Source organism: Streptococcus sp. Marseille-Q0941 (assembly GCF_943736975.1).
Lineage (GTDB): Bacteria > Bacillota > Bacilli > Lactobacillales > Streptococcaceae > Streptococcus.
This window is the reverse complement of record NZ_CALSFO010000003.1, coordinates 573,443-597,631: the sequence shown is the minus strand read 5'-3', so window position 1 is coordinate 597,631 and position 24,189 is coordinate 573,443. Positions and strand designations below refer to the sequence as shown.

The 24,189-nt window shown below is 34.0% G+C and carries 40 protein-coding genes and 4 pseudogenes; all 44 read right to left on the bottom strand.

Annotation, left to right across the window (positions count from 1 at the left end; translation table 11 throughout):
• Positions 1-31 precede the first annotated feature (31 nt).
• On the bottom strand, positions 32-472 hold the full coding sequence (locus NGI26_RS05035; RefSeq protein ID WP_251936929.1) for a hypothetical protein: 441 nt from the start codon (positions 470-472) through the stop codon (positions 32-34).
• A pseudogene (locus NGI26_RS05030) lies at positions 423-533 on the bottom strand (hypothetical protein); the annotation flags it as partial. The gene NGI26_RS05035 and the pseudogene NGI26_RS05030, both read right to left, overlap by 50 nt.
• Positions 534-685: 152 nt before the next feature.
• Positions 686-964, bottom strand: a complete 279-nt coding sequence (locus tag NGI26_RS05025) for an immunity protein TriTu family protein (protein ID WP_251936925.1) — start codon at positions 962-964, stop codon at positions 686-688.
• Positions 965-1,154: 190 nt separating this feature from the next.
• Positions 1,155-1,466 (bottom strand): hypothetical protein, encoded by a 312-nt coding sequence (locus NGI26_RS05020; protein ID WP_251936922.1) that lies wholly within the window; start codon positions 1,464-1,466, stop codon positions 1,155-1,157.
• 131 nt (positions 1,467-1,597) lie between these two features.
• Positions 1,598-1,729 (bottom strand): hypothetical protein, encoded by a 132-nt coding sequence (locus tag NGI26_RS05015; RefSeq protein ID WP_251936919.1) that lies wholly within the window; start codon positions 1,727-1,729, stop codon positions 1,598-1,600.
• Between the two features lie 63 nt (positions 1,730-1,792).
• Positions 1,793-2,032, bottom strand: coding sequence for a hypothetical protein (locus NGI26_RS05010; protein WP_251936916.1), 240 nt, complete (start codon positions 2,030-2,032; stop codon positions 1,793-1,795).
• Complete coding sequence (locus NGI26_RS09260; protein ID WP_353505221.1) at positions 2,026-2,184, bottom strand: glycohydrolase toxin TNT-related protein; 159 nt, start codon at positions 2,182-2,184, stop codon at positions 2,026-2,028. Before NGI26_RS09260 ends, NGI26_RS05010 begins: the two co-directional genes overlap by 7 nt.
• A complete protein-coding gene (locus NGI26_RS09255) occupies positions 2,169-2,321 on the bottom strand; it encodes a TNT domain-containing protein (protein WP_353505218.1) in 153 nt (50 codons plus the stop codon). Before NGI26_RS09255 ends, NGI26_RS09260 begins: the two co-directional genes overlap by 16 nt.
• A gap of 175 nt (positions 2,322-2,496) precedes the next feature.
• A complete protein-coding gene (locus NGI26_RS05005) occupies positions 2,497-3,180 on the bottom strand; it encodes a hypothetical protein (protein WP_251936913.1) in 684 nt (227 codons plus the stop codon).
• A 336-nt stretch (positions 3,181-3,516) separates the two neighbouring features.
• Positions 3,517-3,771: pseudogene (locus NGI26_RS05000) on the bottom strand (RHS repeat domain-containing protein); the annotation flags it as partial.
• Positions 3,772-3,887: 116 nt separating this feature from the next.
• A complete protein-coding gene (locus NGI26_RS04995; protein ID WP_251936890.1) occupies positions 3,888-4,457 on the bottom strand; it encodes a DUF6707 family protein in 570 nt (189 codons plus the stop codon).
• Between the two features lie 479 nt (positions 4,458-4,936).
• The gene (locus NGI26_RS04990) at positions 4,937-5,242 is read right to left on the bottom strand and encodes a hypothetical protein (RefSeq protein ID WP_251936887.1); all 306 of its coding nucleotides are present in this window, start codon (positions 5,240-5,242) and stop codon (positions 4,937-4,939) included.
• A gap of 98 nt (positions 5,243-5,340) precedes the next feature.
• Positions 5,341-5,424, bottom strand: coding sequence for a hypothetical protein (locus tag NGI26_RS04985; RefSeq protein ID WP_251937224.1), 84 nt, complete (start codon positions 5,422-5,424; stop codon positions 5,341-5,343).
• 164 nt (positions 5,425-5,588) lie between these two features.
• Complete coding sequence (locus NGI26_RS04980) at positions 5,589-5,951, bottom strand: hypothetical protein (RefSeq protein WP_251936882.1); 363 nt, start codon at positions 5,949-5,951, stop codon at positions 5,589-5,591.
• Between the two features lie 19 nt (positions 5,952-5,970).
• Complete coding sequence (locus NGI26_RS04975; RefSeq protein WP_251936879.1) at positions 5,971-6,528, bottom strand: RHS repeat-associated core domain-containing protein; 558 nt, start codon at positions 6,526-6,528, stop codon at positions 5,971-5,973.
• 62 nt (positions 6,529-6,590) lie between these two features.
• Positions 6,591-7,055, bottom strand: coding sequence for a hypothetical protein (locus NGI26_RS04970; RefSeq protein ID WP_251936876.1), 465 nt, complete (start codon positions 7,053-7,055; stop codon positions 6,591-6,593).
• Between the two features lie 11 nt (positions 7,056-7,066).
• Complete coding sequence (locus NGI26_RS04965; protein WP_251937221.1) at positions 7,067-7,153, bottom strand: hypothetical protein; 87 nt, start codon at positions 7,151-7,153, stop codon at positions 7,067-7,069.
• A 166-nt stretch (positions 7,154-7,319) separates the two neighbouring features.
• Entirely contained in the window at positions 7,320-7,730 is a 411-nt protein-coding gene (locus tag NGI26_RS04960; RefSeq protein WP_251936872.1) for a hypothetical protein, read from the bottom strand.
• A 48-nt stretch (positions 7,731-7,778) separates the two neighbouring features.
• Positions 7,779-8,039 carry an HNH/ENDO VII family nuclease gene (locus tag NGI26_RS04955; RefSeq protein WP_251936869.1) on the bottom strand — a complete coding sequence of 87 codons (261 nt, stop codon included), beginning with the start codon at positions 8,037-8,039 and terminating at the stop codon, positions 7,779-7,781.
• A 107-nt stretch (positions 8,040-8,146) separates the two neighbouring features.
• Positions 8,147-8,311 (bottom strand): annotated as a pseudogene (locus NGI26_RS04950) (RHS repeat-associated core domain-containing protein); the annotation flags it as partial.
• A 71-nt stretch (positions 8,312-8,382) separates the two neighbouring features.
• The gene (locus NGI26_RS04945) at positions 8,383-8,811 is read right to left on the bottom strand and encodes an SMI1/KNR4 family protein (RefSeq protein WP_049512641.1); all 429 of its coding nucleotides are present in this window, start codon (positions 8,809-8,811) and stop codon (positions 8,383-8,385) included.
• Positions 8,812-9,206: 395 nt separating this feature from the next.
• Positions 9,207-9,599, bottom strand: a complete 393-nt coding sequence (locus tag NGI26_RS04940; protein ID WP_251936866.1) for a hypothetical protein — start codon at positions 9,597-9,599, stop codon at positions 9,207-9,209.
• Between the two features lie 282 nt (positions 9,600-9,881).
• The gene (locus tag NGI26_RS04935) at positions 9,882-10,460 is read right to left on the bottom strand and encodes an Imm26 family immunity protein (RefSeq protein WP_251936863.1); all 579 of its coding nucleotides are present in this window, start codon (positions 10,458-10,460) and stop codon (positions 9,882-9,884) included.
• Between the two features lie 41 nt (positions 10,461-10,501).
• Complete coding sequence (locus NGI26_RS04930; RefSeq protein WP_251936860.1) at positions 10,502-10,852, bottom strand: hypothetical protein; 351 nt, start codon at positions 10,850-10,852, stop codon at positions 10,502-10,504.
• Positions 10,853-11,132: 280 nt separating this feature from the next.
• On the bottom strand, positions 11,133-11,564 hold the full coding sequence (locus NGI26_RS04925) for a DUF4265 domain-containing protein (protein WP_251936857.1): 432 nt from the start codon (positions 11,562-11,564) through the stop codon (positions 11,133-11,135).
• Positions 11,565-12,427: 863 nt separating this feature from the next.
• Positions 12,428-12,955, bottom strand: coding sequence for an Imm21 family immunity protein (locus NGI26_RS04920; protein ID WP_251936854.1), 528 nt, complete (start codon positions 12,953-12,955; stop codon positions 12,428-12,430).
• Between the two features lie 371 nt (positions 12,956-13,326).
• Complete coding sequence (locus NGI26_RS04915) at positions 13,327-14,094, bottom strand: hypothetical protein (protein WP_251936850.1); 768 nt, start codon at positions 14,092-14,094, stop codon at positions 13,327-13,329.
• Positions 14,095-14,226: 132 nt separating this feature from the next.
• Positions 14,227-14,526, bottom strand: a complete 300-nt coding sequence (locus tag NGI26_RS04910; RefSeq protein WP_251936847.1) for a MafI2 family immunity protein — start codon at positions 14,524-14,526, stop codon at positions 14,227-14,229.
• 84 nt (positions 14,527-14,610) lie between these two features.
• Positions 14,611-14,751 (bottom strand): hypothetical protein, encoded by a 141-nt coding sequence (locus NGI26_RS04905; protein ID WP_251936845.1) that lies wholly within the window; start codon positions 14,749-14,751, stop codon positions 14,611-14,613.
• Positions 14,752-14,831: 80 nt separating this feature from the next.
• On the bottom strand, positions 14,832-15,503 hold the full coding sequence (locus tag NGI26_RS04900) for a hypothetical protein (RefSeq protein ID WP_251936842.1): 672 nt from the start codon (positions 15,501-15,503) through the stop codon (positions 14,832-14,834).
• A gap of 376 nt (positions 15,504-15,879) precedes the next feature.
• Positions 15,880-16,209, bottom strand: a complete 330-nt coding sequence (locus tag NGI26_RS04895) for an RHS repeat-associated core domain-containing protein (protein ID WP_251937216.1) — start codon at positions 16,207-16,209, stop codon at positions 15,880-15,882.
• Positions 16,210-16,402: 193 nt separating this feature from the next.
• The gene (locus NGI26_RS04890) at positions 16,403-16,819 is read right to left on the bottom strand and encodes a DUF4304 domain-containing protein (protein ID WP_251936837.1); all 417 of its coding nucleotides are present in this window, start codon (positions 16,817-16,819) and stop codon (positions 16,403-16,405) included.
• Between the two features lie 46 nt (positions 16,820-16,865).
• A pseudogene (locus NGI26_RS09250) lies at positions 16,866-17,267 on the bottom strand (hypothetical protein).
• Positions 17,264-17,452 carry a hypothetical protein gene (locus NGI26_RS04885; protein WP_251936834.1) on the bottom strand — a complete coding sequence of 63 codons (189 nt, stop codon included), beginning with the start codon at positions 17,450-17,452 and terminating at the stop codon, positions 17,264-17,266. The pseudogene NGI26_RS09250 and the gene NGI26_RS04885 overlap by 4 nt, the downstream one beginning before the upstream one ends.
• Positions 17,453-17,571: 119 nt before the next feature.
• Positions 17,572-18,384: a hypothetical protein gene (locus NGI26_RS04880; RefSeq protein WP_251936831.1), complete on the bottom strand. Its 813-nt coding sequence runs from the start codon at positions 18,382-18,384 to the stop codon at positions 17,572-17,574.
• A 103-nt stretch (positions 18,385-18,487) separates the two neighbouring features.
• A complete protein-coding gene (locus NGI26_RS04875; RefSeq protein WP_251936828.1) occupies positions 18,488-19,009 on the bottom strand; it encodes a hypothetical protein in 522 nt (173 codons plus the stop codon).
• A gap of 35 nt (positions 19,010-19,044) precedes the next feature.
• Positions 19,045-19,665 (bottom strand): RHS repeat-associated core domain-containing protein, encoded by a 621-nt coding sequence (locus NGI26_RS09205; protein WP_286009843.1) that lies wholly within the window; start codon positions 19,663-19,665, stop codon positions 19,045-19,047.
• Positions 19,666-19,940: 275 nt separating this feature from the next.
• Positions 19,941-20,351 carry a hypothetical protein gene (locus NGI26_RS04865; protein WP_049230542.1) on the bottom strand — a complete coding sequence of 137 codons (411 nt, stop codon included), beginning with the start codon at positions 20,349-20,351 and terminating at the stop codon, positions 19,941-19,943.
• A 321-nt stretch (positions 20,352-20,672) separates the two neighbouring features.
• Positions 20,673-21,629, bottom strand: coding sequence for a pentapeptide repeat-containing protein (locus tag NGI26_RS04860; RefSeq protein ID WP_251936825.1), 957 nt, complete (start codon positions 21,627-21,629; stop codon positions 20,673-20,675).
• Between the two features lie 14 nt (positions 21,630-21,643).
• Complete coding sequence (locus NGI26_RS04855) at positions 21,644-22,267, bottom strand: RHS repeat-associated core domain-containing protein (RefSeq protein WP_251937213.1); 624 nt, start codon at positions 22,265-22,267, stop codon at positions 21,644-21,646.
• 27 nt (positions 22,268-22,294) lie between these two features.
• A complete protein-coding gene (locus NGI26_RS04850) occupies positions 22,295-22,429 on the bottom strand; it encodes an RHS domain-containing protein (RefSeq protein WP_251936822.1) in 135 nt (44 codons plus the stop codon).
• Between the two features lie 89 nt (positions 22,430-22,518).
• A complete protein-coding gene (locus NGI26_RS04845; RefSeq protein ID WP_049514522.1) occupies positions 22,519-23,196 on the bottom strand; it encodes a hypothetical protein in 678 nt (225 codons plus the stop codon).
• Between the two features lie 9 nt (positions 23,197-23,205).
• A complete protein-coding gene (locus NGI26_RS09200; RefSeq protein WP_286009840.1) occupies positions 23,206-23,943 on the bottom strand; it encodes an RHS repeat-associated core domain-containing protein in 738 nt (245 codons plus the stop codon).
• Entirely contained in the window at positions 23,922-24,167 is a 246-nt protein-coding gene (locus NGI26_RS04830) for a DUF7683 domain-containing protein (RefSeq protein ID WP_251936820.1), read from the bottom strand. The genes NGI26_RS09200 and NGI26_RS04830 overlap by 22 nt, the downstream gene beginning before the upstream one ends.
• Positions 24,168-24,189: the final 22 nt, after the last annotated feature.

Genomic DNA, 24,189 nt, shown 5'->3' with positions numbered 1-24,189 from the left:
GTGAATCGATGAGTTGGACTTTGCTTGCAAGTTACACACCCCATTCTGCCACTCCCACGAGATACCAACCGATATGATCTGGAACTAGTATTATTCTGTGGGATTGCTTGTTGTAGTTTCTGAGTATAGATAGATGGATTTGTAGAAGCATTTTCACGAGTATTAGCCCATTCAACAAGCTTTGATTTATTGGGATCGTAGGACGAATGGAAACGTGTCGTCCATGATCATTGACTGCCTCAAGCCCACTTCCTTGAAGTTTACGTACATAAATAGCTTGACATTTACTAGGTTGTTTATCTAAAGATGCAGATAAACCAGTAGTAGTATCTTTACCAGGGCGAGGAGTTAAATTGATATTACTATTTGAACTTGATCGATAAATAACTCCTTTCGTTATTATTTTTTCAAGCCCTAAAAAGTCAACCCAAGTTTGAGTATTTGGCGCAAACGCATATAGATTCTCCCCCACCCAACAACCCAATCGGGTTCTGATTCACAAACCGACCCGCATCAGACTCATAATACCTGAAGAAGTTGTAGTGTAGCCCCGTTTCACGGCCGGCGTACTGGTTTTGAAATCGGAAGGGCTAGTGAGCAGTTCCGGATATGTTGGTTTCCTCTTTCAGACGACTTCTATGTTAACTTATTTGCCAATTTGAGTGAAGTGGTAGATCTAGTTCGTTTAACAGTATTCCTCAATAAATAGATATAAATCATTTATTAAATTTTCTAAAGTATCAAATTCCTTTCTTTCTAAACAAATTATCTTTTCTGTCTCATAATCAATCCACTCCTTCACCATACTCAAATCATTCCAAATGGTAAACTCTCCAATCTTATCGGGTAAAGAATATATTAAAGTAATAGAAATCATCTCACTATTAAAATAATTCTTTTGTACACTAAAACGAGAATGGTCTAATTTTAAAGCTTCCAAATTATCAATAACTATCTGTAGCATTTTGTTTCTTAACTCCCTATATTTAAAACGAAGATTGATGCTATCTCTCTGTATCTACTCCTTTGTTAATACACACAAACTTTCGCCCCGGTGGATTTAATTCTCTTAATGTAAATCCTTTATTTTCTCCACGAGTTTTACACATTACGGCTTGCTGTATATTTTTTTCATTTGAGGATCAAATTTGTTGTTAACCATCAAAATTTGTATCTAACCCATCTATATATTTCTCAAAATCAAGATTATATAGTTTTTTTAAATTTCTAATCCAGATAACAAATTCAAAGAAAATCTTAATATTTTCATCTGTTATTTCAAATATCCCGTTATCTTGGTGAGATTCTTGGATAGCTGAGATAATTCTCTTAAATATTTCTTTATTTTTTCTAATCTCATCAATAGGTAACGTTTGTAATCTATCTATAAAAAATAATTCATCCTCAATACTTAAAATAGAGGGTAAGTTTTCCAATTTTTCATTTAGTTTAAAAATAGTATTCATATTATTTTCTGATTAGTATGTTTTTACCTTTGCCACCTTCCACCAGGTCGTTGAGGGTGGTGATTTGCTTTTTCAGATGACCTAGGAAATCGAGTTCTTAACACCTGAAGAAGTTGTAGTGGAATTCTGTCTCACGGTCGGCATACTGGTTTTGCAACCTGAATGGTTGGTGCGTGGTTTGCGTTATGTTGGTTTCCTATTTCAGACGACCTCCAGCCGGTGTAGTTGCCGAACCGCAAGAGGTTTCCGTCTTTATCGGTCATCTCTCTTGGGATGCCGGTTTGGTCGCAGTGGAAGTAGTGGGTTTGTTGACGGTTTATTTTTTTTCATTCAAAAGAAACTTTTAACATTTTTGATAACCGATTTATATAATATAGAATTGCCAAATGTTCATCTTGGCAACAATATTCTTCGGTTCTCAATCCTCTTTCAGAATAGAATATATGCCATTTTTTATTTTCTTCAATAATACATAATGATTCATCATTTACTTCATTGATCGAGTAACTATCTTCTGGTACTCCTTTACTTTTAAGATATGAATTCAATTCATTAATTTTTAGCATTTTCCTATTTTCACCTCTTCTAGATGCCCAGCTTCTATATATGATTTAACAGATTTTGACAATTCATACTGTGTCCCTAATTCAATCTCTCCGAACCACGGAATAACTTTACATGCAGCTACATTATTAATTGGTTTCAGTACCCTAGATATATGGTATAAATCTTTTGATTAGAACCAGGAGGTAAGGCTCTCATAGGGTATGGTGTTCCTACTGGAGACACAAAAGTTCCTCCTGAATAACCATACCTATCAACAAGAGTGCCAACCGGAAGTGTAATGCTCCTCACTTCACCTAAAACGCCTCTATTAGGAGGCCAATATGGTGCTGGCAGATTTTTATTTAAACCTAGGACATCAAGCCACTTATTTGTATTAAGCGCAAACGCACACAGATTCGCTCCACCCAACGTTTCATACAGGCTACGGCTTGCTAAGTTGAAACAGAAGGTTTTATGTTAATTATTAAGTATTTTGAATAAAGAAAATGCCTGCTTGACTTCCAGATAGAAGTTTTTTCTTAACATTTTGGTCATAATAAAAATAACCAATACCATTCTGAAAAATATGTAACTTTTTATCTATATCTTCTTCTAATAATTGCAAGCAAAAATTAAACTTAGGAGAAGGATATATTATATCTTGCTCAAAATAAGGATTGCCAAAAATTTTGGATACATCCAATCCCATCCCATTATCTTCAAAGAATAAATGTTCATTGTCATTGTATTTCGCATCTGCTTCTTTATCAACTTCATCAAGTCTTTCAAAAAATTTTCTTTCCAAAGAAATACTTCCTAAATCTTGCTTATTGATATCTTGTTCCCTTTCATAAAGGACAGCACAACTAAAACCATCATTTAGTAAAATTAAATCACCCTGACAATTAACAGTATATTTGGATGAAATAGAGTCTTTTACTCCTCCCAGTGCATGCTCCTCTATGGAAATAAAAACAGAGATATAATAATTTCTACGAGGGAATACATTTTCAGGTAAAAAGTCAGAATAAAGAGTAAACAGATGCGTTTGATAGGCATCAGAATTTGGAACTTTAGGCCATAATTCTAACGGAATATGTTCGGCTCCTCCTCCAATATAACCAATACTATGTGGCGTTTTAGAAGAAGTAAAAAGTAATTTTGACATTTAAATTTCCTCAATAGCATTTATTTTTTTAGCAAATTTTATTGCCTGTTTGCGCATTTGTCTTAGTTGATTTTGTGTAATATCTTTTTTATTTTCAACTAAGACCTCCTGCATTGATCTATACATAATTCTAATTTCGTCTTTACCACGTTTTAAATAGTCCTTCCTTCCTTCCTTCCTTCCTTCCCATTCTTTTTGTAGCCCTTAGCCGAACTTTTGCATCATGAACCGCTCTATGTAGATCTTTTGTAAGCCCCATTGCCGGATTGCCTTTAGTTCCTTATTGTCGTTAAATGGCTATCATTAAGAAAGGCATTTCTTAATATTTCATGAGCATCAAGATTGTCCTCTACATGTCTTTTTGAACCATAGGGAGCAACACCCCCCAAGTTTAACTAAACCCCATAGATCAACCCAAGTCTGCACATTTGGTGCAAATTGATAAAGGTTTGTTCTACCCAACAGCCCAATCGGATCCTGATTCAGAAACCGCCCGACCTTTTTCAGACGACCCCATGCGGTGTATTCGCCTAACCACAAAAGGTTGCCGTCCTTATCGGTCATCTTGCACGGGATGCTGATTTGGTCGCAGTGGAAGTAGTGGGTTTAATGACGGTGTTCGTCGTCTTCGTTGATGTGGTTTAGACAGGCGAAACCGCTTGCGTAACGCACACACACCCACTTTAATATTGAAAGTTTCATGCGGGCTACTGCTTGTTAATTTCTCTTAATCTAACTAGATTCTTCTTAATTTCGTCCATAACAGCAGACTTATTCAATGACCCCGTTGCACCCAAAGCCAACACATATAAATATTCTATAAGTAAATTTACACGCCAAATATATTCCTCTTTAATTCCATCATCTATATATCTATCAAGTTCTTCTTGTGCGGACTGTACAAGTTCACCATCAAGAATTTTTTGTATAAATTCTTGATGCTCATCATCATCATGCCACTTAGATTTAACATCTTCGCGTAACATCCTAGTAATTTCTTCTTTATCACTTTCATCGGTTGTTAAATAATACTTAAGACAATAGCTCGGCTGAATAAATGCCCACAAATTAAAATTACCATTAAATTTTAAACCAGTTAGGACTTTTAAGCATATATCCACCCCTTCACGCCGATCTGAGCAGAATAAGCTAAATAATAAATTATTTGCTTTTTCCAAGTCAGTTTTATTCGTTGAGCTAAATTTCTTACTTAAAGATATAGCTTTTGTTTGCTGTTCTTTGGATAAATTCTTCAATTTTAATAAATCAGAAAACATGATTTCTACCTTTCTATAATCTAAACTATTTCAAATTTAATTTTTGCATTATCTGGAATATCACTTAATGCATGTCCAATAGAGCTACCTGTCCATGTTCCATCTTTTGGTAAACGCCAGTTAGCGGACTTAGGGGTGCCTTTCTTCCAATAAATCCAGCCTAATGGATCTATCCAATTGCTTGCACTTTGAGCAAACCAATAAAGATTCTCCCCGCCCAACCTCTGGCTCGTAATACCTGAAGAAGTTGTAGTGCAGCCCTGTCTCACGGTCGGTGTACTGGTTTTGCAGGCGGAGCGGGTGGTGGCGCCAACAGAAGTCGGGTACGGTAAAGACAACATTGAAGTCACTGCTTTTACGGGCGATTTTATTGACGGTCATGGGGTGCTCCCTATTTTGGGGATAAGGTTATCTAAAAATGTATTTCAGATAACCCTTTTACATTTTACAAGGTTTATTGGAGTTTGATTCCGTCTAGGCTAGTTATACCATATAATTCTCCTTATAGAGCCAAAAGTAACTTTGCTAATATTTTTGCCAATAATAATACTTTTGTCTAATTTCCCAGAATATTTTGATCCTGCTAGTTTCTGAAATAAAATAATATTTAATTCATTGTCATTGTAAATAGTAGTTTCCATACTTGATATTCCCATTGCACTATTACCAAGTAAACCTGTCAAATGAGCTTCTCTGTTTTCTTGAGCCTCAGTAGTAGTAATTTTAAAATTCAAAATGTCATTAATATCAATTTCATCTTTTTCTAGGCAAAGCAGTTGTTGCATTTGCTACTCCTCCATTAGCTTTTATGATAGATTCTTTAAGAGTTGTAGGATTGCTGATGGAGCCTAATCCACCAACTATATTAGAGTTAAGGTCTTCTTTAGTCCCTCAACAACCCAATCGGATCCTGATTCACAAACCGACCCGCATCAGGCTCATAATACCAGAAGAAGTTGTAATGCAGCCCTGTTTCACAATCGGCATATTGGTTTTCAGGCGGAAGGGTTGGTGAGCGCTATCCGTTACCTTGGTTTCCTCTTTTAGACGGCCTCAAAGGACCGAGTTCCTAGCGGCTGGCGAGTTTACCCTGTGTCCGGAGGGCTGAAGGTTTGTGCGGGCTACGGCTTGCTATTCTGATAGTAGAAAACTTGTTATTAAAACTTCTATATTATCAATTAATTTAATAGGAACTATCACTGTATACAGTAAATTTTTATCAAATGAACTATTAAAATCATATATAGCATCATAATTATCATCTACAATGATTTTTATAATTTTTTTTTCATTGGGAGCTCGTGCTGAAAAAATGGGATTCCCATCCATAAATGACGTGCCATCAGAATACGTAGTTTTGAAGTATGGAAAAATCCATTTTTCTCTATTGATTGAATTTATATTAAGTAATTTTACAAATATATTTTCAATATACTGTTCTAATTTACTATATTCATCAACATTCTCATACCATTTTTCATATTTATTCATCATGTTTAAACTTTCCAAATATTTAAGAATTTGGGTCAATTCTTTCTGAAATAATTTCAATATTAACACGTTCATGTTTAGTTCTTTTTACCATGAAAGTTTTTGATATAGGGGCATCTAATCCATTGCAACTGTTTCCATTTTCTATAAAATTTTTGGCTTTCTTAAAAGCATCTTCTCTATCTTTTAGATCTCTCTTTGAGAGTTTTCTTTTTAGTTCTTCGAGTTTATCTTGAACATCTTTTACAGTAACAGGCTTATCTGTATCCCAAGAAACAGATTCTTCTAAATGTGTTCCTTGTGCCTGAACGCTTCCTCTATTTTTTGCTAACCCCAATGGGTCAATCCATCCTTGAACATTAGGTGCAAACTGATAAAAATTCTCCCCACCCGACAACCCAATCGGATCCTGATTAACAAACCGCCCCGCATCAGGCTCATAATACCTGAAGAAGTTGTAATGCAACCCCGTCTCGCAATCAGCATACTGGTTCTGTAAGCGGAAGGGTTGGTATGCGCTATCCGTTACCTTGGTTTCCTCTTTTAGACGACCTTGCAAGATTGTTAGATTTTTAACCAATCTACGCCTATTTTTTTAGAAACCTTAGCTTATGTATTCGATTAACAAAATAATAAGTAGATTTAGGAATTATTTATTAATTTTTCGAGATATTCAATACTTCTGAATAAATAATGTTCACCTATTTGCTGTATCAAATTTGATGAGTCCCCAAATAATATTTTTTCTAAATACTTTTTTAGAATTATAAGCTCATCTTTTTTTAAGAGACTTAAAGCATGAGTGATGTTTTCTGCTGTAGGTATATTTATAATAAATTCTTCTATATTTACTGGGATATCATCATTTCTAATGCCATTACTGATGCTATCAAAAATTTTAGGCATTAAATAATTTATTCCTTCTGGTGAAAAAAAGATGAATGGTACTAAATTATGTTCATCAATAATAATTTTCTCTATTGGGGTATATTCGTAATACTTAAATTCATCTTTAAATTCCTCTATTTTATAGATGTTTTCTCGATAAAGTTTTTTGAACAATCCTTCTTTAGGGTAATCTCTGTAGGGGATTTTCAGGAAGGGCATATTTATCTCCATTATGTTAGATAACTTTTACATGTATAGTGATTTTTCCATGCGGTGTATTCGCCGAACCACAAGAGGATGCCGTCTTTATCGGTTATCTCTCTTGGGATGCCGATTTTGCCGCAGTGGAAGTAGTGGATTTATTGGCCGCTTTCGCCTTCTTCGTTGGTCCAGTTGTGTACCTGTGCCAAGGATTCGTGCGTACCGCACACACTTTACGTCGGGATTGGAGGTTTTGTACGGACTGCGCGGCTTGCTTGTTAATTATTCCTTGATATTATTGATAAAGAAATCAAATGACGAAGCAATTGTCGTTATAAATCCATCAGGATATAAAACACAAAGAGAGTTATCCTCTGGATTAAAACATAAAAATCCTGAATCTTGTAGACCTATTGCAAACATATTTTTAACTATCTTTTCATTAAAATAATCTGGTTCTTTAAAGTCTATAATTATTTCATTAATAATATTTAATGGAATTTGATAATTTGGGCCATCTGAAAATGTACATTCAAAAAGAGTTTCTTTACTCCATAAGTCATAAAACAATGCTTCATCAAAATTTATATCATCCTCTGAATTATATAATATTTGAGAAAGCCCATCTTTATATTTATCAAGGAATTCTAAATAAGATGTTGGCAGTTTATATTGTTTAAAGATTTCTTTCATAATATAGTCTCCTTTAGTAAAAAATAATAGAAATTATCCAGATTCTTCTTATGCACGTTTCTTCCAGTGTTCTTTGCAAAAGTTCTCATAACTAGCATTTAAATTTGGATTTCTACGAAACGATTGATGCCCTGGTTTAACATAAGGGTGTAGTAGGTTATATATACTTTTTTCATTGCTTTGTTTTTTAAAGCTTAAATGTATAGAGGCTAATATTTCTAACATGGGGCCAGGTTCTTTTCCTTCCACATGATGCAACTGTATACTTTTCCCATCAGTACCTTGAGCAGCAGCTCCATCTTTATACATTTTGCATATGTCTGATTTTGCCCAATCAATAATTCTATCGTCTTGATAAACGGATCTACCATATACTGGGCTAATTGTTTATCTTTATTTTTTAGCATATTGCGAAGCTATCGGCTTCTTAGACCTAATTCGTCCAACCAATTTAGGGGCTTCGGTGCAAAAAAATAAAGATTATCCCCGCCCAAAAGCTTGATCGGGTCCTGATTCACAAACCTACCCGCATCAGGCTCATAATACCTGAAGAAGTTGTAATGCAGCCCCGTTTCACGGTCGGCATACTGGTTTTCAACTACCTCAAAGAGGTATAGAGACCGTCTGAAATGGTTTGAATTTAAATAGTTTGCTAAATTTGTTTTTTAAGAATTTTCTCTAAATAATCTGAAAAATTAGCTGCTAAAGTTAGCAATTCATCAGTGTCTTGATTGTAAATCATTACCGTTTTAGATGGGGAAATATAAATAGGATTTCCCCAGCCATCGGTGCCAATTATTAAATTACTTTTGCCATCTTTAAGATAATCGGAAAATTCTTTATTTAAATCAATAATTGTATCTTCCCCAAGAAATTCGGAATTATGTATTCCATATATTTGAGCATCCCTAACGACACACCCACCAAATCTCATTGTAAATTCTTTAAAATCCTCATCTAACTTAACATTAAGTGATTTCTCTACATTGAGGACCTCATCATCAGTTGTTGGCTTTCCTTGAGCGACTGGATTTTTTTGAAAGAAAGCAATTAACTGCTCTAAAACAAATTTGTTTAACATAAATACTCCTTATTAAACTAATAAGACTTACCTGCTTTTAGGTCTCTACGTCTTAACTCTTTTCTGGATCTATATTTCCAATATTCTCTACGGCAATTTCAAAAATCCTGTCTGACACTGTCATTTCCTACACTTTACCTTTTTGATTACCATTATGTTAGATAACTTTTACATTTGTAGTGATTTTCCCAGTCGGTGTAGTTGCCGAACTACAACAAATTGCCGTCCTTATCGGTCATCTCGCACGGGATGCCGATTTGGTAACAGTGGAAGTAGCGGTTTTGTCGTCAGCTTTCGCTGTCTTCGCTGATGTGGTTTAGACAGGCGAAACCGCCTGCGTGCGTACCGCACACGCCCCACGTCAGGATTGGAGGTTTCGTACGGGCTACGGATTGCTAATTTTGGTTCGATTCCTGATATTTTGTTATATCAGAAATAGTGATATCTTCATTATTAAACATATCATCCCAAATTTGCTTATAAAGTTCTTTTGCGGTCATTTGTTGAGGTATTTCAAAGGCTGCGTCGGTACTAGGAAATTGATCATGTAGTCGTTCTTCTGTCCAGAAATTTAATCCAAATCTCAAACTTTCTTTAATTCTGAATTGGGTTGATATTGTAAAATTTTGATACTCGGGGTACAGATATTCTTTGACTAATCTCTTTACACTATCTCGATTAACCAAATTCAGACCTGATAAGTCTTTAAGCTTGCTATCTATACCTTCGTGTAATAGTCCAAGAAAAAGTCTGATATATTTAGGACTGACTTTATACTTTTTATTCATTTAAATTTCCCCCGAATTGAAACTAATTGACCAACTTAATTGAATATGGCTTGTACTTGAGATGTTTGGATTAATGGTCCTCTTCGTTGGTCCAGTTGCGTACTTGTGCCAAAGGTTCGTGCGTTCGGCACTTCCCATTGATGATTGGCGATGAGTTGGCTGTTGGCGTTGTAGTCGAATTAATAAAAAATAATGCATATGGGAAAGGCCTTATGAAAATGTATTTTAGACGACCTTAATTATTTTGTTATGTCTTGAGCTAATTTAAGGCTACTAACTTTATTATTTTTTAGATTTAGAAAGAGTATCTGAAATAAACTTTTCAAATCCCATAAAGTTTAATAAAGGAAATGTGAATAATTCAGGTTTACACTTAATAAGTAACTCTAATATATGGTAATGATGACGTGGAAACTCATCTTTCCAAGGGAATTGTTTTATTGTAGAAACTGCCTCTTCTTTTGTAATTTCTATCTTTTTAGAAAAATCAGGATTATGCATAATTTTCATGATAGGGTTAACAGATGTATAAATATCAGTATAAGGATTATCATAATCAGTATCTTTAGCAATGATGCGCCATTCAGTATCTAATTTTTCTTGGAATAAAGAATGTGCATCTAATATTGTTATAAACAGTATAGATGGTTTATCATAATCATAATTTTTAAATAAATCATCCGGATGGGGTTGAAAGATATCAAATATCTCTGCAGATACACCTAATGGATTTTTTGCTAAAATACGGCCAAAACCAAATAGGTCTATTTTTATTTGGAATGCAAAAATATCTCCTTCTTTAATATATCTATACAAAGTTTTAGGTTTTTTGTCCCACCCTAAAATTTTTAAGCTATTCATATTGTAATCTCCATTAAAATTAGTGAAAGCGTGCGGTCATATTACAAAATAAGATACTTTTCTATATATCTGTATTGCTCTTGTGTACATTTAACTGAAAAAAATATTTTTCCACTTATAATACTTTGGGCAGAAAAAATATCTTTCTCATATTTGAATTTTATTTTACTTAACGGGATCATTCCTTTTCCATTTTCTTTCCCACAAAAAAGCTTATATTGTAACTCATTATTACTGATCCTTATATCTCCGCAAGTTTTTTGACTATTATATTCTGATACAACTATATTTAACCAGCCATGTTGAAAATCATAAGAGTAATGTGAAACATAAGGTAAATTAGAAGAAGAGGATACTATTAGAGATAAAATTGAACTTAAAATTGATTTCATAATTTATTTACCATTTAATTTATTAATTTTCTTAGCTAACGAAGCAGGAGTAACCCAACCAGACATTTTCATTTTTCCAACAACTCATACACTCATCGCAACAGAAAAATAACTTATTAAAGTTAATGTTTTTTTAATAATTAATCTTCCTTGTCCATCACATATAGGACATTCTTTAAATCAAAAATAATCAGTTTTTTTCATATTGGGTCTCCTGTAATAGATGTCTGCCTTCACATAGTCTTAAAATTTCTATTACGCAAGTTATAGCTTATACAAATTATTGTGCCAAATACCCTGTGTCATAATCTAAATCATCAGTTTCCACAAACTCATCTAAGAAAATATAGATTTCTTCTATATCTACTTGAATGGGTATGTTTATTGCATAGAAATTGACATTAAATGCTTCAGACTCACATCCAAGATCCTTTAGTTTCGTTAATATTTTATCTTTAAATTTCTGATTTTCATTAAAGAAAACAATCCGCAATGTACTATTTTTACTATGAATGATGGTTTTATCATATAATAAGTAATTTTCTTCCGTTTGTATGACGCTAACAATATCACCAAAAGAGATTTCTTTGCTATAAAAAGGAATATTATTTATTTTAAAATTGCCTTCCTCAGTCACTTCTGCCCAAACGCTTTCCATAGATACTGGAGGATAACCATCAATTACTTCTAAATTTAAAAAAAGCTTTTTCATTTTAATTACCTTAAATAACCTTGCTAACTACTGTAGGATCTTAATGTAACAATTCGCACTTTCTTCAGTTAAACGTTAGTAATATCCTTTATAGAATCATACATTCATTCTTCCAAATAACGAATAGTTTCATGGCAAATATTTATTTCTATGTCTTTGAAAAAAGAATATCCTCTTGAGTCAGATATGTCAACCATTCCTTTTGAAATCTCTCGATTTATAAATAACTCTAAAACTATTTCATCATTGTCGTCGTATATAAGAATATTTTACTTTAAAAGTAGGTTGAATACAATTTTTAAACTCGATTGTTTTAAATAAAACTCTAAATCCGCTTTAAGAATTTCATCATTTGAAGCTTGTGTTTCTCTTAATTTTGTAGAATGTTCAATGCGTATTCGATGTAAGTTGATAAAGGCTAAAGCTCCCTAGCGACCTAATCGGATCTTGGTCAGATTCGACAGGGGAGTCTTTTACTGAACTTGTCGTTCAAATGGAACATATCGCCGGTGCGCACGATATAGCGTTTGCGGATTTTAACCGAGGAAGAATGGCGCATCGGCCAGGCCGGTTTGGTGGCGGTACGGCTCTTTACCCCTTTACGGCCCGGAAGGGGAAGCGGGCGGAGGCGACCAGCAGAAATCGGGTACGGTAAAGACGACCTTGAAGTCACTGCTTTTACGGGCGATTTTTTTGAATGCCATGGAGAATCTATGCTGAAATAATAATAGATAAAAACGCGTGCGTGCTGCTGGAACGTACCATACATATTAAACCGGCATGTTATACAGGCTGCAGTTTGCTAAAAAGGTGAAACGCATACAATCAGCACTACACCTTATCTATAAAATGAGTGTTTTAGGCTATAGTTCGTTATAGTATTTAAATGAGTGAATTAAAAAAGAAATATCAGATGCTTCGTACAAATACGTTTGGATTTTATACAAGCAATTTTTATGAGTAAATTTTACTTCTATACTATCTTCTTTATCTTTAAAAGTGAAAGCACTATCAAATATAACCCATTCAACATCATTAATGAAAATTGATGTTTCTTCTAATGGCTGATATTTATGATGACCATCCACTATATTTTTTATATGAGTGTCAATGTGTGATTCATCATTAATCCAATAAGCTCTGAATATAAAAATTTCACTAGCATCTAGTTTGTGTACTGCAAAAGTTGGTAAAGGTTCGTCTCCTAAAATAATAGTTTGTACGCCTTCTACAGCTAAAACAGATAAATAGTTATGCTGAGAGCAAGCTAAAGAATAATGCTCTTTTGGTTTTAAATCTACACAGCCCTGCCATATATTGGCATCCGATTTTGGTAACATAACTAATGGACCACCATAAGTGTCAATATTATGTGTTTTAAAAAAATTCATTGCAAAACCTTTCTGTATAAAAAATCTAAATTTTAGCTAACTAAAGTTACTTCAAGAAAAAACTATAGTTGATATTAAAAGGCAGCAATCAACATACACTTGGAGGTTCAGAGTTTGCTGCTTCTTCTTGTGCTTTTTTAATAAAGATAAGTAGTGACCTCTAGGATGGATACCTAGCTTTTTAGCTTGCCGCTTAATTTTCCCCACTACCCCTCCTTGTATTTGACTACATTTTAAACATTGAGGATACAGATCTTGAGACTCATTTCCTCGTAGCAAGCCAGTATTAGGTTGGTGTTCTCCTACAAAATTTCAAGTTTTAGCTCCAGGATTGGTGGCGGTGGGGAAAGTATGGCCTTGCGACTCGGAAGTTATAAATAAAGTTGAATAGTACTTGTTATTCTTTTTTGTGTTTCAACACTAATTTCTTGGTTAAAATTTTGGATTAATTTTAAAAAATCAATAATTAAGTTGATTTGACTAGTGTTAAATATCGTACTTTGGTTTCTTAGGGCAATATATAAAAAGTCAACAACATAACCATATAAATGAAATTTAGATAAATTAGAAAAAATATATTTTAAACAGCAAGGAGTAAAATATAATATAGCCTTATTAGTAAAGGCTTGCCACTCTAGTGATTCAAGTATTGAGAGAAAATCATCGTATGTTATCTCAATCCAAGTTTTAGTAGATAGTTGCATTATAGAATATATATAAGAGTTATCACTATCATCAAAACTTATGATGTTATTTTTATCAACCTTGAAAACTGGAAAAGTAGACCCAATTTTTTCCTCTAGATAATTTCTTTCTTGTATATATTTTACCTCTATAAGAAATTTTTCAAATTCACAATATAGTCCTAAGTCTTTGATAAACTTGGAAATGTATTCTAAAAAATCATAAATGATATTGATTTCATTCTTGGTTAAAGATTGTAGTAAATTAAATAGTTCACTTACTTCTCCTTGGGATATGTTAGAATAATAGCTAAATAATTCTATAAAACAATCATTATCTATACTTGGATTTTCTATCGAGCTTAGTAAAAGTGTATTTAAATGTAAAGCATTTTCATTTTTTTGGTTATCTGACATTTGATTTTTAATTAATAAAATTAGATTGTTTTTTTTCATGTCTTACTTTCTACATTATAAGGTATGGCAACATTTGCAGGATCACTTCCCTTAATTAACAAGTCTGCATCTGACGCAGTGGCATTTTGTGCAAATGGAGTTCCCAAAGAATCTGTTTTTACAACGCCTTATTTAATCAGATTGATTTTCAAATCTCATAAAAAAACATCCTTTGTACATATTTAATGAAAGAATATTATCATTATTTTCAATAATATATATTTTTTCATATAGAAAATTTGGAAAGTCAGCCAATACATCTGTAACTGCACTATCTATTGCTTCATACTCATTATCTGTCAGTGGTGAGTCAATATATACATAAAGAGCAAATAATTCTTCGGTCATATCAAATGCAATAAGTCTGACTTTGTTACAAATTGCTCCAAGAAAAGCCCTTTGCATACTTAAAATAATTTCTTGTTTTATCATAATTAATTTCTCCAATAAAATATAGAATTTATGTTATATCAGGCAATGCAGGAACAATAAGAGCTTCTTTTGGGGATGAATGAATTATTCCCCATTCTGTCGGAGTCTCATCTCTCTTTGGATGCCGATTTGGTCGCAGTGGAAGTAGTAGGGGTGTTGGTCGATTTCTCCATCTTCGTTGATGGGGGAGTGATAGGGGAAACCGCGTACGTGTGTACTGCACATACCCTACGTCAAAACTGAAGGTTTTGTGCTGGCTACGGCTTGCTACACACGCCACGTCAAAATTGGAAGTTTCACGCAGGCTAAAACCTGTTAGTTGCGAGGACAGCACCATTCGAGATATCAACTTCCCAAGTATCTGAAATCAACCCTTTGTAATTGGACTCAACAATAAAATGTTCGTCGTCTATCCAATGAAAATTCAAGCTATACCATATATCGATATAAGATGGCTGTTCTGTCAGTAATGTACCCTGCTTAACTATTTCCCCTTTTTTATCAGATGTTGTCCAAGTAATTTTAAAGTAGTGTTGATCGCAATATGCCCATAAAGACAAATATTGTTTTCTGTTCGGACTTAGCTTGCGCTTTTTGATTTGTCTTTTAAAGGTTAGAACGGAGGTTAAGCAACTTTGGTAAGCTTCTTCCAACGGTTCCGTATCCCAATTGTAATCATCAGCAATATCTAGCATTCCCTGATGAATAACTTGTAATACCATGAACTTTCTATCTTCCTCATTTAAAGAAAGATATTTTTTAAAATCAAAAAATTGGTACGATATAGCAAAACCCAGTATTTTCGCTTTGGTTGGAAATTGTCGGTCCTCACACAAGAAAATATTACATTTAAAAACTTTTTTTGAATCAAATTTTGGTAGAGATACCAAATATAGTTCTGATATAGCAAACATTCCTTTGCTAATGTTTTTATATTTTGCGTAATCTTTGAGCGGTAAGCGAATTTCTTTAATCATCGTTTAAGCCTTCTTTACATAGGAGATTTAGTAAGGATTCCAAATAAAATTCTGATATAGCAAACATCCTTGGCTAATGTTTTATATTTTATGTAATCTTTGCGAGGCAAGATAATTTTGTTAATTATCATTTAGGCAATCGTTGCATAGGAGGAGGAAGCCCATTATGAGTAGCTTTATAAGCCCTTACTACGCTAAAGCTGCTTCTCTATTTGGTAGTCCATCAAACATTACTAAGCCTGCATAATTAGGATTGCTACCATACTTAACCCTCAATTTACTTCGAATCCTCGGCGAATTATTTTTTATTTTAAAATAATCTGCCTTTGTTCTAGTTGCTCCGCTGATACCATATTCCATTATTTGCCCCGTTCTTTTATCGTAATTCTATATCCGTGATGAGGCTTTTTTGCACTTTTACAGTTTCCAAGACAAGCACCTGCCTTTGCCACCTCCCTTGCCTGTGCTTTAGCCTGACTGAAGTATCACCACCTAGACTTAAAACTGCTCCATTGCCAATTGCTGTTAGTGCATCTTTCCATCCTTGCATTCCTGGGCGGAGAGTCGACAGGTCAGTTGCACGTTGTACAGTCTGTCCCGTGATTCGATTGAATGGATTCAATCCAAGTGGATCAATCCACATTTGAGAGTTAGAGGCAAATTGATATAGATTCTCCCCACAAAACAACCCAATCGGATCCTGAATGATAAATCTTCCGCAGTCAGATTCATAATACCTGAAGAAGTTGTAGTACAGCTCGTCTTACCGTCAGCATACTGGTTTTGCAGGCGGAAAGGGTGATATGAGCTATCTGTTACCTTGGTTTCTTCTTTCAGACGACGTTGCCAAGTTGTAGAGGTTAAATACAATATATAATAAATTTTTAAAATTAAATTTATTATACCTGTTGCATATTAATGTAGTTTTCGAATGTTTCTATATTTGTTAGTTTTTTTATTTCGATTAAAAAATAGGTATCTAATAAATCAAGAAAATCGAAATAATTTTGTTTATCTTTATTTTCATCAAAATTTATCCCTTTAATTAAAAATGAGTACTTAGGAAATAGATTCTCTAATCTTAAAATAAGATCCGCTCCCCAAGAAATTTCTTTTGGCGAAATATTAGGAGAAGTTTTTTTTGCATAAAGATTAAAGTAATATTGCTTAGAGTATTTACTTTTTTGAATATTAAACATACATTGAATATGACTATTATTATAGAAATAATTCGAGGTATTCAATTTTAAAAAATCATTTTTTTTTAAAATAGCTCTTAACTCTTTAAAAAATTTTTTCTCAAAATCAGCATTCATGTTGAATTTCTCCTTATTACACTTTAAATTTTAGGAAAATTTAGGTTTATGGTTTATAAAGATCAAGTATACCTTTCCATTTCCCTTTGCAAGAATTAGGGCCTTCACTATTAAGGACCCTCACATAGTTATTTAATTGTTTATTTCCCTTACATCTTCCTGATTTTGTATCAGGCTTTAATTCACGCACAATACAATTTTTATAGTTAATTGCATCAAATCGGTATAATTTCCCTGACTTTGTTCTAAAACTACTTTCAAAGTCATATCCACCACCTAATGTAAAATAGTAATTTTTATGAGCTCTTTTCCCAACTTCAATTGTTGCTTTAACAACGGGATTCGCAGCTCCATTTGCTAATCCTAGAAAGTCTACCCAAATTTGTACATTAGGCGCAAACCAATACAGATTCTCCCCACCCTATAAGCCAATCGGCTCCTGATTCACAAACCGACCCGCTTCAGGCTCACAATACCTGAAGAAGTTGTAGTGCAGCTCGTCTCCCGGTCGGCATACTGGTTTTGCAGGCGGAAAGGGTGATTTGAGATATCTGTTACCTTGGTTTCTTCTTTCAGGAAACCCCAGCCGGTATAGTTGCCGAACCACAGTAAATTACCGTCTTTGTCTGTCATCTCTCGCGGTATGCCGATTTGATCGCAGTGGAAGTAACGGGTTTGTTGACGGTGGTGCGGTTAGTCTTACTGGCTTTGAAGACGAAGGCAGGCTTGCGGTTGAGGCGGACGTCAAAAAACTATTTAAATTTTTCTAATAATTTTTTTCTCAATTCCGCAAATTCATCCGACAGATTATTTTTAAGTTCAGTATAAATTTCATCATCAATTTTACTTTGAGTGAATAGTGTCTTTTTAACATAAGGGATAACTTTTTTAGAATTAATTGAAATTAAAAATGCAATAATTTCATTGTAAATATAAGATTTTTCATTAAATTGGCTTAGTTTATGTATTAGTAAATTTTCAATTGATTCTGATTTATAATGTTTTCCTTTCAACCCATACAATACCCATGAGATAATTTTGTGATGCTTGCTGTTTAAATTTTTTATTAGATATTCTTTTATATAATTTCTTTTTGGGAAATATGCGGAACTAAATGCAATAGAAATAATTATAGAATATCTATTCATATTCCAAATAGAACTAATATTATTTTCCACAGTACGAAATTCTTCTTCTCCTAGATTATATTTTCTAAATAGATGTCCTAAGGAAGATATTGCAGATGATTTTACTTTAATACTTTTGTCATTTTGAATAGAGTGAATTAATATGGAGAAAATCTCTTTCAATTCTGTGGTGCTAAGTTTTTCTTGCATTTGTCCCAAGATAAAATTTGCAATTTCTCTATGTTGACTATATCGACTTGTTAAGAGAATATTTTTGATTATATCAATAATCTCTTTATACTGAAAAAATTGTAATCTTTTTGCTGCTTCATATTGAATAATAGTATTAGAATGTAGTATTTTCTCCAATAAGTCATTGATTGATAGATCTTTACATTCTAAAAAAGCGTCAAAACTTGAAATTCTGTTATTTGCCATATTATTTTTCCTGCGAATTGCGGCTTGCTATCGTTATTTCTAATGATGCGGAGCAACTTAGTTTTAAAAAGGGAACAACGTTTGTAAGAAAAACTAAGATTTCCTAATTTTTTTCTAATAGTTTAGTAATATTTTCTTTTTCGCTTTGATTAATTTCAGAATTATCTTGATAGTCTAAAAGCATAAAATATAACATATCTAAATAATTACACTTGGCTATTTTTTTATCTAACTCTTTTTTAATATCTAAGATATATTTTAGTCTTTCAGGTTTATTAATTAATAAATATCGAATAATAAATCTTCCTATTTCGCAAGCCACTGAACTTTCATAAAGCTCAGACGCTGAAGTAATTTTATTTATTAATTTAAACCTTTTAGCTTTAGTTATTTGGGAAAAGTCAAGATCTGAACTTTCTAGGGTAATAATAAATTCCCAAAGCCCCCTATTTTGGATTATTTTTTTATTACTGAGGAGGTGATATATAAAAAAGAATGTGTCGTTATCAATAGTAGGTTGAAATATTGTGCTATCTAAGTTTAGAGAAATATATTCCAAAGCATCTTGTAAATCCTTTTTATTTTCTAATGAGAATAAATACTTAATTATTTCTAGTTTGCTCATTGTATTAATTATTTTATAGTTCATTTTCATAGACTTTATATTTTAAAATTATGGCAATCTAAACTACCAGCTCCTGCTACGGGGGTGGCAACAAATGATATAGCAACAGCTCTTACAATTTTATACTCTATGTAGATTGCAGCGGCAGTTCCCGCTGCTTTCCCCACAGTTTTCAAATTTTCTTGGGTTTGACTATTAGGCACTGAAGAAGGTGAGGTACATCTACCAGGGGATGGTGGAGGTAAATCATCGCAATTATCATTTAACCATTGTTTATGTTTTTTCAAAGTTTCTTTAAGTTGTTCAACTAGTTGAATATGTCCTTCAACTGAATCTCTAGGCTTCATACCAGGTTTGTGCTTATATGGTAAATTTCCAGGATTGGCTTTGATTTCTTGATTTCTTTTAATAATATCATTTTCTATATTGCTAATCTTTTTACGTCTAGCAATACAATTAGGATGGTCAAATGCAAATTTATTTTTTAATCCTAATATGTCAAGCCAACCTTGAACGTTCGGTACAAACTGATAAACGTTAAAGCCGCCCCACAACCCAATCGGGTCTTGGTTGATAAACCGACCCGCATCAGGTTCATAATACCTGAAGAAGTTGTAATGCAGCCCCGTCTCACGGTCGGCATACTGGTTTTGCAGGCGGAAGGGCTGGTATGCGTTTTCCGTTACCTTGATTTCACTCTTCAGTTTGCCCTAACCGTAGTAATCTCCAAACCAGATTGCCTTCGCCATAGGTTATCTCTCTTGGGATGCTGATTTTGTCGCAGTGGAAGTAGTGGGGGTGTTGTCGGTTTTCGCCTTCTTCGTTGATCCAGTTGTGTACCTGTGCCAAGGATTCGCGCGTACCGCACAGGTCCTACGTCGGGATTAGAGGATTCATGCGGCTACGGCTTGCTATCTAAGTTCATTGAGTATTAATCATAGTCATAAAGGATAGCGGAACAATCATCTAAATTAATTACATTCTTTGTACTTAATATTAAATTATTGTTTCTAATAACCCCATATTGATATCCTTTTTTCTCAAAATGGTTTTTAATCTTTTGAAGAATCAATTCTTTATTTGAGTTACTTTTGAAAGATATTCCACAAAATTTTTCTCCATTAGGTAAAGTGATTTCACAGTTGGATGAAATCAAACAAAAATCTTCCGATTCCAATTCAGGAATACTAAAAATTTCATCAAATGAATCTTCAAAACTTTGTATATCATAATTAATATATAAAAACACTCTATCAGGATTTTGGTTGGGATGATTACCAACTATATCAACAGTGTTTTCTATTTGCTTTATTACATTAATTTTATGGCTCACCTTTTTCATTTAACAATTCCTATGCTTTCGTAATTATAAAAATAATATTTGTTAGCTTTTTTTGGCAAAAAATTTGTGAGTGTCGAAGCAGATTTGGTTCAGGTGACTGCTGCCGTAATACAGGCAGTTGATCTGTCTGTTTTCGGACAAGCCATTTTGGGCATTCTCCTTTTTAGATGGCACTTTCCATTGGTACTGGGCTATGAGTTGGCTATTTTCGTTGTAGTCGGGGCAGTTAAGGGCGGCGTACAGGCAAGGTCGTCTGAAAATTGATTTCAGATGACCTTGATGTTTGGTTGGGCCGAAATTCTAGCTATGCTATATAGCTTATTATTTAATACGACAGTTTGTTTCTTCGGCTGAGTGACATATAAAGTTATACCATTTATGACCTAATTCTGAATCACTTTCAAAATATTCTGGATGATAAATGTTGTATGGTATTGAGGGCGAAGGCTGACAGAAAAGTGAAGTATATTGAAACAATTTTTCCCTATCTTTTGCTAAGGGTTCCTGTTCTATGAGTTCCTTCAGCTTTAGATAAAATTCATTAGTAATTTTTACAAGACAATTCTGTGGTGAAGGTTTGACTTTGTCTAAATAGCAAAAATCTCGGAATGAACATGAGATTACTTCTGCTTGTGAAAAGTCTATAGTATCCATTCGGTTATCAACTTCCTCTGGGGGGACTATCCCACCATTATTCGGTGTTTTATCAACGCCATAGAAAATGCAATCGTACAGTTTGCCTTTAAAAGAACAGTCTTTCAATGGAGATATTCCAAACATAGCTTTATGTATTTCTCCTTGGAATCTGCAGTTTTCAATAAGCGTACAGTAAATAAAATTTAATCGTATATTTTTTTTTATATTAGAAAAATCGCATCCTTGTAATTTAGCACCAACAAAATCAACACCTTTATACACACAGTTTGCAAAACTGCATGAAATAAAATGCGCCCCCTTTCCAAACATCTCATCACAAAAATACTCGTTTTTGAATGTACTCCCATCAAACTTTACATTTTCAATAGTTACTTGACTATCTTCCTGTTCTGATATTTGGAAACTATTCCATAATGAACCAGAGAAATCGGAGTCTTTTAACGAAACTGATAGAAAAACAGATTCATCCTTATCACCAATTAATTTGATGCCACGAAAATCCTGCAACCCTGTTTCTGTTATACCAAATGGAGATGTGCTTAAATTATAGGTAGAGGAAAGAACTTCCTTCAAGGTGGGATAAACGTCCCAACGGTTTTTGAGTTTTCTAGAAATGGTCATCCACATTTTCCTTATTAAAAATTTCGAGGTGGGCGAGTGTATTTTATAAGCTTTCCGGCGCCAAAAATATTTTGGTAATCCTTCATATGCTTCGCCCAAGCTTTTTTAGTTGTTAAGTCAAACCACTTACATGCACTATTAGGACCAGTAAAATCAGGAATTTTTTTGCCTCCCCCTGGAGTTACTTTTAAACCTAATTCTTTGAGTATTTTATCATTTCTTACTACGTTTTTGACTTGTGTATCCAATTGAGTTCCATAATGCATAAAATAGGCAAAGTGTGATTTTTTGACATTCGTCACCTGTCGTGGAGTTAATCCTCGGAAAGGTCTCTTTGATAATTTTGCATTTTGTTCGTTTGCAATTTTCTGTAAACGTTTTCGTATTTTTTTACAAATAGCTTTCTCTTTGCATGTTGCTAATCCAAGGACATCTAACCACATACTGGAGTTAGGGGCAAAGAAATAAAAATTATCTCCACCTTCCAACCCAATCGGATCCTGATTCACAAACCGCCCCGCATCAGGTTCATAATACCTAAAGAAATTGTAATGCAGCCCCGTTTCACGGTCGGCATACTGGTTTTGCAGGCGGAAGGGCTGGTATGCGCTATCTGTTACCTTGGTTTCTTCTTTCAGACGACCCCAGCCGGTGTAGTTGCCGAACTATAGCAAATTGCCGTCTTTATCTGTCATCTCGCGAGGCATGCCGATTTGATCGTAGTGGAAGTAGTGGATTTGTTGGTGGCTTTCTCCGTCTTCGTTGATGTGATTTAGACAGGCGAAACCGCGTGCGTTCATTCCGCACACACCCTACGTCAGGACTGAAGGTTTTGTGCGGGCTACGGCTTGCTACACACGCCACGTCAAAATTGGAAGTTTCACACAGGCTAAAACCAGCAAGTTGCTAGGACTGCACCATTCGAAATATCAACTTCCCAAGTATCTGAAATCAATCCTTTGTAATTGGACTCAACAATAAAATGTTCGTCATCTATCCAACGGAAATTCAACCGATAGCCCATAGCCAAGAAAGAAGGTTCTTCTGAAAATAGAGATCCTTCGTGAAGGATTGCCCCTTTCTTATCAGATACTACCCAATTAATTTTAAAATGATAGAGATCACAATATGCAAATATGGACAAATACTGTTTTCTATTCGGACTCATTTTGCGTTTTTTAATTTGAGTACTTAAGATGAGATTAGCATCTAAGCATGCTTGATATGCTATTTCAAATGGTTCTGTATTCCACCCCTGTTCGACTGCAATTCCCAACATTCCTTGATGGACTGCTTCTAATTGCATCATTTTTTTCTCAGCATCAGAAGACACAAAATATTTATCAAAATTAAAATACAGATAGAAATCTGCAAATCCTTTTATATTCGGTTTTTCTGGGAAATCATCATGAGGATACAAAACAATCAAACAGGTATGAATCTGTTTTGATTCAAATTTAGGCAGAGATTTAGCATATAGCGTTGGAATGGCGTAGGCTTGTCTACTAAAATCCGCAAATATTGGATTTATATTATATTCACTTTGTAAGTCTATAACTTTAATCATAAATTTCTCCTAATCAACTATAGGTCGTTTTTGCCTTGGAGGCTGGGAGCCATATTTTAGTTTATGTAATCGTACCTGTGCCTCTTTCCACGCTAAAGCTGCTTCTCTATTTGGCAGTCCATCAATCATTACCGAGCCTGCATAATTAGGATCGCCACCATACTTAACCCTCAATTTGCTTCGGATCCTCGGCGAATTATTTTCTGTTTTAAAGGAATCTGCCTTTGTTCTAGTTGCTCCGCTGATACCATATTCCATTATTTGTCCCGTTCTTTTATCGTAAATTTTATATCCGTGCTGAGGCTTTTTTGAACTTTTACAGTTTCCATGACAAGAGCCTGCCTTTACCGCTACCCTTGACTGTGCTTTAGCCTGACTTTTCTCTTTTGAAGTATCACCACTTAGACTTAAAACTGCTCCAATACCAATTGCTGTTAGTGCAGCTTGCCCTAAAGCAGTTAAAACAGCATCTATTTCTGGTAAGAAAACTAATGCCATAGCTATAAAACTAGAGGGATCAGTCCATCCTGGCGCATTAGGTGCAAACCGATAAAGGTTACTACCACCCCACAACCCAATCGGATCCTGATCCACAAACCGACCCGCATCAGGCTCGTAATACCTGAAGAAGTTGTGGTGTAGCCCGGACTCACGGTCAGCATATTGGTTTTGCAGGCGGAAGGGTTGGTATGCGCTATCCGTGAATATAATTATTACATTTTTAGTTAAATAATATCCTCTTCGCAAGACAAGAAATAGTCATAATTATTTATGTCTAACTTCTCACATACATAAGGTTCAATTATTTTTACAACTTCATTTGATATCAAATATTCTTCATACATCGGACCAGTTTCATGAAAAATTTTTTGTAGAAAATTAAGAGATGGTTCATTCTTAAAATTTATAACCTCAATAAATTTTTCTTCATTTTTTTCAAATTTTGATATAAATCTTATGATTTTTTTCATGGTTCTATCCTTCAGTTTTTAA

What these genes read in the sequence shown, in the direction of transcription:
- NGI26_RS05025 (WP_251936925.1), bottom strand. Translation starts at nt 964, where the DNA reads ATGCTACAGATAGTTATTGATAATTTGGAAGCTTTAAAATTAGACCAT.
- NGI26_RS05020 (WP_251936922.1), bottom strand. Translation starts at nt 1,466, where the DNA reads ATGAATACTATTTTTAAACTAAATGAAAAATTGGAAAACTTACCCTCT.
- NGI26_RS05015 (WP_251936919.1), bottom strand. Translation starts at nt 1,729, where the DNA reads ATGACCGATAAAGACGGAAACCTCTTGCGGTTCGGCAACTACACCGGC.
- NGI26_RS05010 (WP_251936916.1), bottom strand. Translation starts at nt 2,032, where the DNA reads ATGCTAAAAATTAATGAATTGAATTCATATCTTAAAAGTAAAGGAGTA.
- NGI26_RS05005 (WP_251936913.1), bottom strand. Translation starts at nt 3,180, where the DNA reads ATGTCAAAATTACTTTTTACTTCTTCTAAAACGCCACATAGTATTGGT.
- NGI26_RS04995 (WP_251936890.1), bottom strand. Translation starts at nt 4,457, where the DNA reads ATGTTTTCTGATTTATTAAAATTGAAGAATTTATCCAAAGAACAGCAA.
- NGI26_RS04990 (WP_251936887.1), bottom strand. Translation starts at nt 5,242, where the DNA reads ATGCAACAACTGCTTTGCCTAGAAAAAGATGAAATTGATATTAATGAC.
- NGI26_RS04980 (WP_251936882.1), bottom strand. Translation starts at nt 5,951, where the DNA reads ATGATGAATAAATATGAAAAATGGTATGAGAATGTTGATGAATATAGT.
- NGI26_RS04970 (WP_251936876.1), bottom strand. Translation starts at nt 7,055, where the DNA reads ATGCCCTTCCTGAAAATCCCCTACAGAGATTACCCTAAAGAAGGATTG.
- NGI26_RS04960 (WP_251936872.1), bottom strand. Translation starts at nt 7,730, where the DNA reads ATGAAAGAAATCTTTAAACAATATAAACTGCCAACATCTTATTTAGAA.
- NGI26_RS04955 (WP_251936869.1), bottom strand. Translation starts at nt 8,039, where the DNA reads ATGTATAAAGATGGAGCTGCTGCTCAAGGTACTGATGGGAAAAGTATA.
- NGI26_RS04945 (WP_049512641.1), bottom strand. Translation starts at nt 8,811, where the DNA reads ATGTTAAACAAATTTGTTTTAGAGCAGTTAATTGCTTTCTTTCAAAAA.
- NGI26_RS04940 (WP_251936866.1), bottom strand. Translation starts at nt 9,599, where the DNA reads ATGAATAAAAAGTATAAAGTCAGTCCTAAATATATCAGACTTTTTCTT.
- NGI26_RS04935 (WP_251936863.1), bottom strand. Translation starts at nt 10,460, where the DNA reads ATGAATAGCTTAAAAATTTTAGGGTGGGACAAAAAACCTAAAACTTTG.
- NGI26_RS04930 (WP_251936860.1), bottom strand. Translation starts at nt 10,852, where the DNA reads ATGAAATCAATTTTAAGTTCAATTTTATCTCTAATAGTATCCTCTTCT.
- NGI26_RS04925 (WP_251936857.1), bottom strand. Translation starts at nt 11,564, where the DNA reads ATGAAAAAGCTTTTTTTAAATTTAGAAGTAATTGATGGTTATCCTCCA.
- NGI26_RS04920 (WP_251936854.1), bottom strand. Translation starts at nt 12,955, where the DNA reads ATGAATTTTTTTAAAACACATAATATTGACACTTATGGTGGTCCATTA.
- NGI26_RS04915 (WP_251936850.1), bottom strand. Translation starts at nt 14,094, where the DNA reads ATGAAAAAAAACAATCTAATTTTATTAATTAAAAATCAAATGTCAGAT.
- NGI26_RS04910 (WP_251936847.1), bottom strand. Translation starts at nt 14,526, where the DNA reads ATGATAAAACAAGAAATTATTTTAAGTATGCAAAGGGCTTTTCTTGGA.
- NGI26_RS04905 (WP_251936845.1), bottom strand. Translation starts at nt 14,751, where the DNA reads ATGTGCAGTACACACGTACGCGGTTTCCCCTATCACTCCCCCATCAAC.
- NGI26_RS04900 (WP_251936842.1), bottom strand. Translation starts at nt 15,503, where the DNA reads ATGATTAAAGAAATTCGCTTACCGCTCAAAGATTACGCAAAATATAAA.
- NGI26_RS04890 (WP_251936837.1), bottom strand. Translation starts at nt 16,819, where the DNA reads ATGAATGCTGATTTTGAGAAAAAATTTTTTAAAGAGTTAAGAGCTATT.
- NGI26_RS04885 (WP_251936834.1), bottom strand. Translation starts at nt 17,452, where the DNA reads ATGACAGACAAAGACGGTAATTTACTGTGGTTCGGCAACTATACCGGC.
- NGI26_RS04880 (WP_251936831.1), bottom strand. Translation starts at nt 18,384, where the DNA reads ATGGCAAATAACAGAATTTCAAGTTTTGACGCTTTTTTAGAATGTAAA.
- NGI26_RS04875 (WP_251936828.1), bottom strand. Translation starts at nt 19,009, where the DNA reads ATGAGCAAACTAGAAATAATTAAGTATTTATTCTCATTAGAAAATAAA.
- NGI26_RS04865 (WP_049230542.1), bottom strand. Translation starts at nt 20,351, where the DNA reads ATGAAAAAGGTGAGCCATAAAATTAATGTAATAAAGCAAATAGAAAAC.
- NGI26_RS04860 (WP_251936825.1), bottom strand. Translation starts at nt 21,629, where the DNA reads ATGACCATTTCTAGAAAACTCAAAAACCGTTGGGACGTTTATCCCACC.
- NGI26_RS04850 (WP_251936822.1), bottom strand. Translation starts at nt 22,429, where the DNA reads ATGAACGCACGCGGTTTCGCCTGTCTAAATCACATCAACGAAGACGGA.
- NGI26_RS04845 (WP_049514522.1), bottom strand. Translation starts at nt 23,196, where the DNA reads ATGATTAAAGTTATAGACTTACAAAGTGAATATAATATAAATCCAATA.
- NGI26_RS04830 (WP_251936820.1), bottom strand. Translation starts at nt 24,167, where the DNA reads ATGAAAAAAATCATAAGATTTATATCAAAATTTGAAAAAAATGAAGAA.